At 47.5% G+C, this 12,640-nt stretch carries 12 protein-coding genes; 5 read left to right on the top strand and 7 right to left on the bottom strand.

From position 1 onward, the window contains the following. Window positions 1-7 precede the first annotated feature (7 nt). The 3 genes from spoIIP to HPY28_RS24765 all read right to left on the bottom strand — a co-directional run bounded on the left by spoIIP (window position 8) and on the right by HPY28_RS24765 (window position 3,515). Entirely contained in the window at window positions 8-1,747 is a 1,740-nt protein-coding gene (gene spoIIP, locus HPY28_RS24775) for a stage II sporulation protein P (protein WP_174231632.1), read from the bottom strand. Window positions 1,748-1,980: 233 nt separating this feature from the next. Further along, the gene (locus HPY28_RS24770) at window positions 1,981-2,925 is read right to left on the bottom strand and encodes a GNAT family N-acetyltransferase (protein WP_174231631.1); all 945 of its coding nucleotides are present in this window, start codon (window positions 2,923-2,925) and stop codon (window positions 1,981-1,983) included. Between the two features lie 380 nt (window positions 2,926-3,305). After that, window positions 3,306-3,515: a hypothetical protein gene (locus HPY28_RS24765; protein ID WP_174231630.1), complete on the bottom strand. Its 210-nt coding sequence runs from the start codon at window positions 3,513-3,515 to the stop codon at window positions 3,306-3,308. A 167-nt stretch (window positions 3,516-3,682) separates the two neighbouring features. Here HPY28_RS24765 and HPY28_RS24760 point away from each other — a divergent pair, with 167 nt between their 5' ends. Then, window positions 3,683-4,201 carry an acyl-CoA thioesterase gene (locus HPY28_RS24760; RefSeq protein ID WP_017251175.1) on the top strand — a complete coding sequence of 173 codons (519 nt, stop codon included), beginning with the start codon at window positions 3,683-3,685 and terminating at the stop codon, window positions 4,199-4,201. A gap of 65 nt (window positions 4,202-4,266) precedes the next feature. On the opposite strand, the gene HPY28_RS24755 is transcribed toward HPY28_RS24760, so the two are convergent. Continuing rightward, window positions 4,267-4,773: a GNAT family N-acetyltransferase gene (locus tag HPY28_RS24755; RefSeq protein ID WP_174231645.1), complete on the bottom strand. Its 507-nt coding sequence runs from the start codon at window positions 4,771-4,773 to the stop codon at window positions 4,267-4,269. A gap of 39 nt (window positions 4,774-4,812) precedes the next feature. Between HPY28_RS24755 and HPY28_RS24750 the strand changes: the two genes are divergently transcribed. Beyond that, the gene (locus HPY28_RS24750) at window positions 4,813-4,995 is read left to right on the top strand and encodes a hypothetical protein (protein ID WP_017251177.1); all 183 of its coding nucleotides are present in this window, start codon (window positions 4,813-4,815) and stop codon (window positions 4,993-4,995) included. A gap of 50 nt (window positions 4,996-5,045) precedes the next feature. On the opposite strand, the gene HPY28_RS24745 is transcribed toward HPY28_RS24750, so the two are convergent. Beyond that, window positions 5,046-7,958: a WG repeat-containing protein gene (locus HPY28_RS24745; RefSeq protein WP_174231629.1), complete on the bottom strand. Its 2,913-nt coding sequence runs from the start codon at window positions 7,956-7,958 to the stop codon at window positions 5,046-5,048. A 202-nt stretch (window positions 7,959-8,160) separates the two neighbouring features. On the opposite strand from HPY28_RS24745, the gene HPY28_RS24740 reads away from it, so the two are divergent. After that, window positions 8,161-9,255 carry an AI-2E family transporter gene (locus HPY28_RS24740; RefSeq protein WP_017251179.1) on the top strand — a complete coding sequence of 365 codons (1,095 nt, stop codon included), beginning with the start codon at window positions 8,161-8,163 and terminating at the stop codon, window positions 9,253-9,255. 18 nt (window positions 9,256-9,273) lie between these two features. On the opposite strand, the gene HPY28_RS24735 is transcribed toward HPY28_RS24740, so the two are convergent. After that, on the bottom strand, window positions 9,274-10,158 hold the full coding sequence (locus HPY28_RS24735; RefSeq protein WP_174231628.1) for an NAD(P)-dependent oxidoreductase: 885 nt from the start codon (window positions 10,156-10,158) through the stop codon (window positions 9,274-9,276). Window positions 10,159-10,350: 192 nt separating this feature from the next. Between HPY28_RS24735 and HPY28_RS24730 the strand changes: the two genes are divergently transcribed. Continuing rightward, window positions 10,351-11,049: a cyclic nucleotide-binding domain-containing protein gene (locus tag HPY28_RS24730; RefSeq protein WP_174231627.1), complete on the top strand. Its 699-nt coding sequence runs from the start codon at window positions 10,351-10,353 to the stop codon at window positions 11,047-11,049. A gap of 23 nt (window positions 11,050-11,072) precedes the next feature. Continuing rightward, the gene (locus HPY28_RS24725) at window positions 11,073-11,501 is read left to right on the top strand and encodes a DMT family transporter (protein WP_017251182.1); all 429 of its coding nucleotides are present in this window, start codon (window positions 11,073-11,075) and stop codon (window positions 11,499-11,501) included. Between the two features lie 24 nt (window positions 11,502-11,525). Here the strand turns inward: HPY28_RS24725 and HPY28_RS24720 are convergent, their stop codons facing one another. Beyond that, window positions 11,526-12,638: an aminopeptidase gene (locus tag HPY28_RS24720; protein WP_174231626.1), complete on the bottom strand. Its 1,113-nt coding sequence runs from the start codon at window positions 12,636-12,638 to the stop codon at window positions 11,526-11,528. Between the last annotated feature and the right edge of the window lie 2 nt (window positions 12,639-12,640).

The raw sequence follows: 12,640 nt of genomic DNA, 5'->3' as shown, positions 1-12,640 counted from the left end.
GCTAATTTTAGTTAAATGCGATTTGAGATTCGATCAGGTAATTCCCGAAGACTTCAGCAAAGGCTTCTGCTGTATTATAGCCTTCTTCCAAGGTGTTGTTCGTACCACCGAATTCCAAAAGCAGGGCTCCCTCTGAAATGGACTGATTGTACACCCCGTTCCCTTGATTTGAACCTTTCAGGATAATCCCTCGCGACAAACCGGGATAAGAAGCTTCCAGACGGGCGTTCAGCTCTTCCGCCAGCTTTTTGTTCGCCAGATGGTTCGGATTCGCTGTTCCAATTACAAACAGCATCCGGGAATAGGTTTTGCCATTAATCGTGATCGCTACCTTGCTGCGTGGCTCATCACTATCCCGATGAATATCGAAAATGTACTGCAAGTGCGGACTGGTTGCAGCCGCAGCCGCTACCGCCTTGTATGACTCGGAATAAGACATCGAGTAGCTTTTATTTTGTTCCCTCAATCTCTGAGCGAAATCGTCCCGGCTCGCCATTGCCGAAATGCCTCTTGCTTGCAACAGCTCGCCCAACCTTTTCCCCACAAGCGTGATGTTGATCTCAGGATCATCTACCGAGCTCCCTTGTTGGTTCCGTGCAACATTTCGCCAAGACTCTCGGTTATGGGTGTGATAGATATACACTTTCTCGTTTCCAATCATCCCATTGTTGTACTCGTACGTTGCTCCTGTCGGTGGCAGAGTACCGGCTGGTTGAATCTTCTCTACGATCCACCCCGCGATATAGGCGGTCGAATTGTCTGCCAGCCTGATGATGTACCAGTCTCCTACTGTTTGCACAACCGGGAATACTTGTCCGGGTTGAACGTTTCCAATTATGGCATGATCGGTTGAGGGACCGTTGCGGATGTTAGAATCAGGATTTTTGACGCGAACCTGTAGTTCTTGTACAGAGGGAGGCGTTGTTGTTGGCAAAGTCGCTGGTACCCCCGGTGTTGGATTCGGCAGTGGCTGTACTGCCCCAGTCTGTTCCATTGGTTTGAAGATATAGGCATAGGTCCCGTTAAAGTTAATGGTGTACCAACCATTTGCATATCCGTAATGATTGATTGTCATCCCTCCATGGATTTCACCAATGACGGTACCAAGAATATCTGGCTGCGCATAAACTTCATAGCCTTCCGTCAATACGATTGTCCCTTGTTCGAATCCACTTCCTGTATTGGATGGGAGTACTGGAGGGGGCGGGGGCGGTGCTGGAATTGTTGTCGGATCTGGGATTTGTGCTGGTACCTGGGGTGGTTTTGACGCTGGTACCGTTGTCTCCGTCAAGTAACTGGCTTTCACCCAGCCGTTCTTTTGATCAGACAGCTTAATTTGTGCCCATTCCCCTTGCTTTCTCATTTGCAAAAACACACCGTTTTTGTCGAGGATCTGCAAAATTTGTGCAGTGGCATTTGGTTCTGCCCGAACATTCAGCATGTCCACATTGCTTTTGACATATTTGATCTGTGGAACTTCTATCATCTTCACATACTTATTATTGACCCATCCGGTATTGCCGTTCGGCAGCTTTACCTGAGTCCAATCTTTTTGCTGTTTGGTGATTGGCAACCGCGTGGCTTTTTTGAGTGTTGCGACGATCTGGGTAGTCGTACCTGGCTCGCTTCGAATATTTAACTGATCGACCGCCACGTCTACATGGGTGGCCGCTCGCGCAATGGACAGAGGCATCAGCAAAATCAGGAAGAAAACAGCTAGCAAGCTGACATTTACTCGTAAAAGCAAGTTCCTCGTTCCCCTCTGTTTTTTTCGTATTTTTGGAAAATCCAGCTAATAGAAAGAACTTCTCGATTCGTCCGCATATTCCTTCATGTTTTGACATCTTTTGCTCTCAAAACAGCAATATCCTCACGATCATTCTATCTCCTGAAAATAGTGACGTATTTGCTAGAAAAAAGTTACAGAAAAAAGGATGAAGCGACAAGCTTCACCCTTTTTCTTTCGACTCTATTTCCTTCCTACCATTTCGCTGCCCAAGCTTCTATCTCCACTTTGAGCGAAGGGACTGCCAAGGCTGGGACGTAAGACATCGTCATCGCTGGCGGTGTCCCCCCGTGGAACTTCTCCCACACCTGATTAAAATGCTTCCAATCCATTTGCTCGGTTGCCCATATATTGATTTTGATGATATGGTCCGCAGTTACTGACTCACTTTCAAAATTGCGCAGGATGTTCTGTAGCGTGTTTTCTACTTGTTCTTTCATATCTGTCGGCAATTCTCCATGAAGGTCCATTCCTACTTGCCCAGAAAGTATGAGCAAATCGGCTCCTTTTGGAACGACCGTCAGATGTGTATAGGGTCCCATAGGCGGAGCAACTGTACTAGGATTTTTGCGGTGAACCTTGGGCTTCACCTGGTCGGTTTGTTCTTCTTTGACGATCGCCAGTGTTTGATGATCTTCCCACCGACCATTGATTTTCACGTTTTTCTTGGCAATCCCTTCCTTGTGAAAACCAGCTTTTAGCAGCACCTTGATCGAGCCTATATTATGCGGCATCACTCCTGCTTCCAAGCGGTGAAGACCTAGCGTCTCGAAGGCATAGCCAACGACGAGCTTTACTGCTTCGGTCATGTAACCTTTTCCATTATGCTCTTTGTCCAGGAAGTAGCCGATCCAGCAACTTTGCAGATTCTCTCTTACGACCTCTGAAAGGATGACTTCCCCAATGATTTCATCCTGTCCTTTCTCCGCAATGACAAAGACGTACCCTCTATCTTCTTCTTTTAAAGCCATCGAGCTCTTGATCCTGTCGATTTGTCCTTCCAGCGTGTAAAACGCCTCTTCTCTCGTCCCTGTGAAGTTTTGAAAGAAGTCTCTGTTTCTCCCTTCAAGCGCCAAGAGGCTCTGTGCATCCGATTCCTGTACCAGTCTTACGTAAATGTTCTCTCCGTTTCCTTGCATACCATCCATCTCCCTTTTTCGAAATAAAAAAAACACCACAGGAAATCCTGCGGTGCCCTAAAAAGAAAACCACAGGAAGCGACCTGTGGCGTTTTTCCACTGTATCCTGATGAATCCCACTACATCAAAGGATGGTCGCTATATCCGTTTTTGGACATACTTCTCCCGTGATTTAGCCAGATCAAAGAAAACAGCGGTGGAGTATCCAATTCCTTTTGGCAAAGACAGTAATGATCTTTTTTTCATGTGGATACCCTCCTTTCCGCTGTTTTTTCGTGCATACCCTTTCGATATAGAGACGGTCGTAGCAACAACCGTTACATTATTATCCATGAACTACTCCACAAGTATAGAGGCAAATGACGTTCGTGGCAACAGCATTAGTGTCTCTTTTTTCCATTTCGCCAAAGCATATACACATTCGCAATAGAGGTCAGTACAAGTAGACCCAACAGGATGTTTGTAACAATCAATGTGCTCGTCAAATGCTGAATGGGTGCATGAATAACAGATAAAACGCTCATCAGCTTGTTCGGAATATCATTGATCGAGGCGATAAGATTATTGAAATACTGCACATAATCCCCCAAACCGAAAAACCTCCTCTCGCATACCTTATCCCGTCCATAGCCTTTGATAAAATTCGCCGCCTTACTCCACCGAAGAGGAATAGATCCATTTTTTTGTGGAACAATGAAAAGGAGAGAAGATTGTCATCATTCATAATCCGATTGCAAGAAAGAAGGGAGCTACCTTTATGACGATTCAACGTTTTGTTCGGGAGTCGCGCACGTTCAAAGCAAGCCATGTGCTGCCCCCGGATACGAACAATCACGATACGCTGTTTGGCGGCAGGCTGATGGCGCATATCGACGATGTTGCTGCGATCTCTGCCATGAAACATGCCCGGGGACCAGTTGTTACCGCTTCTACTGATTCCGTCGACTTTTTGCAGCCGATCCGAGTGGACAATGAGGTTGCGCTCGAAGCCTTCGTCACATGGACGCATAACACGTCGATGGAGGTCTTTGTCAAAATTGTCGCGGAGGATTTGCTCACGGGGGTTCGAACAGTCTGTGCTACGTCGTTTCTCACGTTTGTGGCGATTGGCGAGGATGGACGGCCGACACCCGTTCCCAAGGTCGTTCCAGAAACAGAAGAGGAAAAATTCTTGCATGATGGTGCTGAAAAGCGAGCGGAGAAACGGAAAGTTCGTCGCAAGGACAATAAGCATCTCGCGGATATGCTCGGAACGAGACGTCCGTGGGAACCGTGATTGGACACCCTATAACGCCAAAAAGTCCCCTTACCTTTTCCCAGGCTGGGGACTTTTTGCTGTTTCTATCTTACTCTTTGGACGCCCAAGTGAAAGTGGAGAAAGTCATCTGGTGTTTCCAGCTCCATGTCATAGGGCTCGAATCCATTTTTCAACAACACTTTTTGCGAGGAGATGTTATCCGTTGTAGTTTTAGCACAGATGGTTTTGACAGCCAATTGGGGAACGTGCTCCGCTAAAAAGATCTTCAATGCTTGCGAAGCCACTCCTTTACCAGCAGTATCCTCCCCGACTCGATAACCGAGATGTCCGATTCCTTCGTCTTTCTCGATGTCTACCAAATTCATTCTGCCCAAGATGTCACCCTGGCTGTTTTTTATGAGACCAAAAAACGAGATTCCTTGCGCCTGCTCGTCGAGCAAGGCTTGCAGACCACGTAAAAAATGGTCATATTGGTAGTAAGCGTCTCCCCGACTGGGAACCGATTTTTCAAAAAAAGCGCGATTGTACACTTCAAATTGAAACAAGCTGGCTGCATCTTGTATGCTTAATTTTTCAATAGAAATCATCAGGGGAAGGTATCCTTTCTTGAATAGAGGTGGAATTTTCATATGACTGTTGCTTATCTAGAAGAAGGTACGTTTATCGCCTTTATTGCCTTTACGATATTTTTCTTTGTCGCTTACAAGCTCGATCAGATTTCGTTTGTCTCGTTCATTGTCTCCTTGGCGGTCACGGCTTGCGTTCACGCTGCCTTCTACGTGCTAATTGTAAAATATTGGCCGTTTTTTTAATAGCACAAAAAAGGCGCAGGATGAACATCCGCGCCTGTACGTTTATCTACTCACAGCTTCGCTTCGTAGGCCGCAAGCAATTGAGCCGCTTGCTTGTTGTACTGGTTGACCAAGCCTTGAATGGCTTTTTGCCACTCAGCTTGCGGGAGCGGCACTGACAATTGATTGGCTGGCTTGCCGTTTACGATCAGAGCTGTTGTTAGCATTTGCTGTTGTGCGTCACTGAGTGAAGCCGTCGTTAACGTCTTTGGCTTGAGCACTTTTTTTCCTTTCAGGGAACGCATGAGCTCGGTCATCAGGATGTGCTGATACTCCGTGTACAAATCCATTGTCATGTAGTAGCTCATTCCCTCTCGCACCGGCACAATTCCCCGCTTCTGTGCCCACTCCATCACCTCTGGCGTCTTCATCGCTTGACTCGTTTTGCCTGTCGCCATGAAATAAGCCACTCGGAACATATCTTCGTCGCTCATGACAGAACGATTCTCATCGACTTTGATGATACCCTTGGACACCAGATCTGAAAGTACCGCTTGCTTGCCAGCATCCTTCGGCAGATTCAAATAAAGCGCCAGATTGGCAAAAAATTTGCTCTCGCTGTTGCCACCAGCTGGCCAGCTATACGGTTTGCCGAAATCGATCAGCTCAAGCGAGCGATGTCGCATCACATCCGAGTAGGCCGAAAACGCTTGGAACGTAATCGGACTATAGGAGACCACTGGTTTTTTCGTCAGGAATCTTGTCGCAAACAACTCTTGCCCACCTTGACTGAGGTAACCGAACTGGTCTTTCGTTGTGAATACATAAGGCGTCTGATCGTCTGCCTTACTCCACATTTGTGAGAATACTTTGTTCGTTGGCAAAATCGCCTCATATTTGGCCGCTGTCAGCACCTTGCCTTCCAGTGACATGAGGCCGTACAATCCCGTCTTCTTGTCCTGGTAGGCAATGACACCCATCTTGCGATCCGGTAAGGGCAAATACTTCATGGACTGATAATCGCCCGTGCTTAGGCGGAGCAACTGCGGTGAATATACATCCCATCCTGTACTTGATTGAATCAATACCCGATCAAAATCAGATTCCCTGTGAAAACCTTTCACGCTAGTGAGCTTGTTTGTGAGCTGGTTCCCTTCTTGCACCCATACATCCAGTGTACCGTCCAAACGTGCTGTCACTGCGATCTTTTGATTTTGTACCATCGCTTCGTCTGCATCCCGATACACAAAATCGCTCACGACCTGAAGCTGCCCGCCATCGGCCTTGATCATCGCCATTTCGATATTCCCCGCTCTCACACCCATGGTGTATACGGAGTCAGCAACTCTAATCAAAGTGAGAGGCGGTCCGTCGTTGCCTGACTTCCACACCGCGACTTTGATCTCCGTCGTCAACAGCTTGCCCTCAGCGGTATAAAGATCCGCCCAATCGTGATCCATCGCAACGATGAGATTGGTATCGGAATCCATGTAGACAGATTGGTAGAGCTTGCTGATTGGTTGGTTCGTCTTGCGGTCCACGATCATAACGCCTTTTCCCGGCTGATACATGGTCGTCAACTCATCGGACAACGGCATTGTATTTCCAGTTTCTTCCGATTTCCCAACAGAGTTGTATCGCAGCACGTTTCCATCCGGCTCAGTCACCAGCACCTGCCCCGTTGCTTCCTCGTAGCGAATGACTCGATTCTCAACAGGGGGCAAGACCAAGCCTTCCTTTTCAGAATAAAGTCCGATTTTGTTTCCGTCCTTGATGCTAAGCATGCTGTAGCTGCCCAATGTCACATACGAGTCGAACCAAAAATCTGGCTCCTTGACTTCTTTACCCCAGCCAGGGAGGATCACTTTTTTCCCGTCGCTACGGACGAGCAAGCGTGCAGCTGGCGGACCTTCAGCCCGCGGATAAGCAAAGGGGATAACCGTCTCTCCCCCGACTTGGAGGACGCCGTACAGATTCGTTTTCGGGTCCTGTCCCTGCACATAGCTGCCATGCAATAACTCGGCACCTTTTTTCAAAGGATGTGACGTACCTTTGGACCTGGAATGATAAGTGATGACATCTCCAGAAACCGTGTAGTACACATCCGGATTATTATGCTCGATCCCCACTTCTTTATATATGGGCTCTGCCAGCATCCGTCCGTCTTTCCACAGCCCTTGTCCTTTTGGTCCAATCACCTGAAAGTATCCATTAATCCAAATATAAATCGCGTTGTATTTTGGCTCGAGTACGTACTTGCCATAGCGATCAATCAAGCCTTCTTTTCCACCGGATCGAACCTTGAGATACGCGGTGTCTGGACCGCCTTCGTTCGGAATCCATTCTGCTTTTGCCAGCGCAAACAGCTTTTTGCTGGAAGCAGGATCGTACATAATGAGCTCTTTGGGAGTAGACGCAACGAAATAACGCGTTTTCTCCACCTCTTTATTTTCCGTCTGATCAGGAGCAACTAGTTGTACCATCGCTAGCTTGCCTGCAAAAGGCGGAATCAGGACCTTTCCATCCACATTGAGCAGCATCGATGATTTTCCCAGCAGCATAATCGCCGTCCCTTGCTCTTTGGACAAATAATACGGATGCGCCCCAGCAAACTTCATAGTCGACAGCTTGTGCGTTTTTAAATCGATATATTGAAACCAGCTGCCTTTTTGTACAATCGCGATATTTTTGGAATCGGGAATGTCAATGTTATCCCAAATCGCAGGGGTTATTTCTTTCCCGGTTCGCGCATCGAGAATTCCTTTTTTACCGCCCTTTGTTACGATCATGTCTTTGGAAGATAGCTCAAAATCATCATAAATGGCCTGTGTGACCAGCTTGTTACCGTCCGTAAAACCGATCTTGTAGTCTGTTAGATACGGCTGAATCTGGGAAAACGTAGCAGCATGGACAGAAGAAGTCCACGCACTTGTCCCGAGTACGACAGCCGTAACCAAACTGATGGTTTTCGTTTTTATGTTCATTCGTGATAGGCCCCCTTGGCAAACATTCCCTCCCTTTGACGCTTCGTAGGGTGAAATAGTTTCGTTGCCCTTTTTCAAACAACTGGAACCTTTTCTTTCCCTCCACTCGCTTTTAAGCGTGCTATAATTGTTCACACCGACGCAGTATAATCATCGTATACGGATGGGAGTGCTTATAAGAGCACTTGGAAAGGATGTTCCCATGAATTTCTTTGCTGCCGCCTTGCAAAAGCCGGATGTAAGACGATTTGGGATTTTGGCGTTGTTTTGTTTGTTGCTTTACTCCTTGGGAAGTATGCTGAACATGGTTTTGCTTACCTTTTTAGTTACCTATTTAATGAATCGGCTGCATCAATATCTTACACGTCTCACACACAAAGTCGTGCCGATCCATCCCAAGCTGATTCTTATTTTCCTCTATATTTTGCTGACGTTCTTGCTCGTAGTGGGTGGGATGAAAGCCATTCCGGCGCTTATTCATCAAACCGGACAATTGTTCCATGTCATCGAGCAAGTGTACCACCAAAATCAGCACAATGAGTTTGCCCCTTATCTTATGTCTGTTGTTGGGAAGCTAGATATGAAGGGCATCGTTCAAGGCAGCCTTGATTTTCTCGCAGTGGTCAGAAACGTTGGGTTCAATGTCTTTCTGGCGATTATTCTGAGTCTGTTTTTCCTGCTCGGCAAAGACAATGTCGTTACGTTTACCGCTCAATTTCGCACGAGCAAATTATCCTGGCTGTACAACGAAATCGCCTACTTCAGCCAAAAATTCATCCTGACCTTTGGTAAAGTAATCGAAACACAGCTGTTGATTGCCTTATTCAATACGACCTTCACCGTTATCGGTCTATGGATCATGGGCTTTCCGAATCTATTGGGACTCGCGATCATGGTCTTCATACTGGGGCTCATTCCGGTTGCAGGTGTCGCCATTTCATTGATTCCGCTCAGTGCCATCGCTTTTAGCGTCGGTGGTATCGCAACCGTTATTTATTTGCTCGTTTTCATCATGTTGATTCATGCGCTTGAGGCATATGTGTTGAACCCTCGCTTGATGGCAACGAAGACTCACTTGCCGATTTTCTACACGTTTGTCGTCCTGATCTTTTCCGAGCATTTCTTTGGTGTATGGGGGCTGATTGTCGGGATTCCGTCCTTTGTTTTCTTGCTAGACATCTTAGAAGTGAAGAAAATGGAACAACCCTCGTCCAAAAATAAATCCGTTCCAAAAGATGTACGAGATGTACAAGTCAACACGCAACGGATGAACACCATAGAGAAGGAGCCCTCATGAATAGGGCTCCTTTTTCCTTTACTTGCCTTCAAACCATTTGATCAAAGCTTGCGTGCCGCTATCTGCCTCGCCGTTTGCTGCCAGTTCTTCATAGAGCGATTTGGAGAGCGCGAGTCCTGGCGTCATCAGCCCCATTTCCTCCGCTGCTTCTAATGCAATGCCCATGTCCTTGATAAAATGTTTGACGTAAAAGCCAGGTGCGAAGTTGCCCGCGATCATGCGCGGTGCCAGATTCGACAGCGACCAGCTACCTGCGGCACCCGCTCCAATGCTCGTCAGCACTTTCTCCGGGTCCAGTCCTGCTTTTTTCGCATACGCGATCGCTTCACACACACCGATCATGTTCGTGGCAATACAAATTTGGTTGCACATTTTCGTATGCTGACCTGCACCTGGTCCGCCCTGCAAGACGACGTTTGTCCCCATGATCGTAAACACAGGCTCCATCGCATCAAATACTTCCTGATCGCCGCCAACCATGATAGTCAGTCGCGCTTCGCGTGCCCCCACATCTCCACCGGAGACAGGCGCATCCAGGGAATACAGCTCGTATTTTTTGGCTTCCTCATAAATATGTTTCGCCAGCGACGGCTTCGATGTCGTCATATCGATCAAATAAGTGCCCGGCTTCGCATTTGCCACAATTCCGTCCACGCCGAGATACACTTCCTCGACATCAGATGGGTAGCCGACCATTGTGATGATGACGTTTGCCTCTTTTGCCAGCTCACTGACCTGTTCCTTCCAGATCGCACCGGCTGCCAGCAAATCTGCCGCTTTTTCCTTTGTACGTGTGTACACCAGCACTGTATATCCTGCTTGCAGAAAATGGGTTGCCATGCTTTTCCCCATGACACCCGTTCCTACAAATCCAATGATTCTTTCACTTACAGGCAAAGTCATGTGAACCACTCCTTCGTTTCTCTCTTTCCTAATTATCTCGACAATTGTACTTCTCGAATCTATCCGAATATTCCTGCTACGCGCCTTCTGTGTTTAAATAAGAAAAAGGACATATGTCCTTTTTTTTCGCGCGTAAATCCCTTTTACTAAAGGGGGTATAGCCTGCAAGCAAACAAGCAGGAGGCTTGATACATGAAAGAACTTCACGACCGCACCCTTTTGCATACGCTGGTGCAAAATAGTCCCTTGCCCGATATTTTTGATGCCATTACCCTCCATGAAATGCGCCTGTATCAGGCTGAGAAGGGTGACATCCTCTGTTCGAAGGGCGATCAGCTTCACCACATGTACTTCATTCTGAAGGGAAAAATCAAAATTTTCACGACGCTTCCTAACGGAAAATCTTTGTTACTGCGCTTTAACAATCCACTCACGATTATTGGAGACGTCGAGTATGTCACACAATGCGAGGTCCGCAATACCGTTGAGTTTGTCCATCGCAGTCTCGTGGTCAGTCTCCCTTTTAAAGTTTTGCAGGAAAACTACCAGAACCATCCGCCTTTTTTGCAATTCATTCTGCATAAAATCAGTCACAAGTTGCATACATCATCGAACTCAACCAGCCTGAACCTGTTGTATCCCGTTGAAAATCGCTTTGCCAGCTATTTGCTCTCTACGCTGTCCAGCGACACAGGGTCGACTGCTTCCGAGGAGCTAAAGACGGCGAAGCTGACGGAGGTAGCCGAGCTGTTGGGTACCAGCTACCGACATCTAAACCGGGTCATCCGCAATCTTTGCGCAGCTTCCGTGATCGAACGCAAAAAAGGCGCACTGATTATCAAGGATCGAGAAAAAATCAGTGAGCTTGCGAGCGGAAACATCTATGAGTAATCAACCATATAGGAGGTCATATTGTGCAAGGCATTCTCTTTTCGTTACTCGCTGGCGTTTTTATATGTCTGCAAAGCGTGTTCAATGCGCAAGCCAGTACAAAGCTCGGACTGTGGCAAACCAATGCGATTGTTCACGCCGTAGGCTTTCTTGTATCATTCGCGATCTTTCTCTACGTTCGTGATGGCGATTGGAAAAGCATTGGGGAAGTCAACAAGGTGTATTTGCTTGGAGGCGTTTTCGGGGCGGTCATCGTTTTTAGTGTGATGAAAGGCATTACGACCATCGGCCCTGCCTACGCTGTATCAATTCTGCTCATCTCCCAATTGCTCGTCGCTCTCCTCATTGATTCTCTCGGCCTGTTCGGCGTACAAAAGGTTCCGATCACCTTGAACAAGATCATCGGAATCGGCATCATGATCGCAGGCGTAATGGTTTTCAAATTCAAATAAAAAGGAGGGCATTATCGCCCTCCCCTACAGAATCAATTGCTCCGGATTCAGCCCCAGCAGAGCCTCATGCACAAACCTTCCGTCTTTTCGAATCAGCACATCATCAAACCATATTTCGCCGCCACCGTATTCCGGACGCTGAATGCAGATCAGGTCCCAGTGAATCGCGCTGCGGTTGCCATTATCCGCCTGATCATAGGCACGGCCCGGTGTGAGATGGAAGCTGCCAGCGATTTTTTCATCAAACAAAGTATCGCCCATCGGGTGCAAAATGTACGGGTTAAACGCAATGGCGAATTCACCGATGTAGCGTGCACCTTCATCCGTGTCCAATATTTCCGTTAGCTTGTCCGAATGGTTAGCGTACGCCTCGACAATCTTTCCTTCCCGAAAAGTAAACCGGATGTTTTCAAACGTCGTACCTTTGAAATTGCTGGGCGTATTGTAGCTGATCGTCCCGTGAATCGAGTCACGCACGGGAGATGTATACACTTCGCCATCGGGTATGTTGCGTTTACCTACCGCTGTCCGCGTCCCAATCCCTTTGATCGAAAACGTCAGGTCTGTCCCTGGTCCGACGATGCGCACCTTGTCCGTTTTGTCCATGAGGTCGTACAACGGCTGGCACGCTTCGGCCATTTTTCGATAATCGAGTGCACATACGTTGAAATAAAAATCTTCAAACGCTTCTGTCGTCATGTTGGCCTTTTGAGCAAGGGCCGAGGTCGGGTAATTAATGCGCAGTCCCGTAATTTGATTGTCGACATGATGGAAAATGGAATCATATGCTTCTGCGTACAGACGGTATTTCTCCTGCGGAACATCCTTCATCTCACTGTCATTCGTCTCGCCATGAATTCCGATATAGCCTTGTATGCCAAACCACATGTCCTTTTCCCACTGAACGGTCTCGGCAAGCTGCTCTGCCGTTATTCCTTTCAACCATTCCCGCTGGACCTTTGGCCGGACAAAGCGCAAGTGGGGATACGCTCCCTTCGCATACAACCGCTTCACCAATTCCATGGCCAGCGGCTCCCCTTCATCCACGACCATGATCATAATATGCTGTTTGGCTTGCACATCCAAGCTGTACGAAATTAAGTTGTCTGCTATTTTTCCTAGTCTTTCATCTCTCATCG

The organism is Brevibacillus sp. HB1.2 (assembly GCF_013332495.1).
GTDB lineage: Bacteria > Bacillota > Bacilli > Brevibacillales > Brevibacillaceae > Brevibacillus > Brevibacillus porteri.
This window is presented reverse-complemented; position numbering and strand designations above follow the sequence as displayed.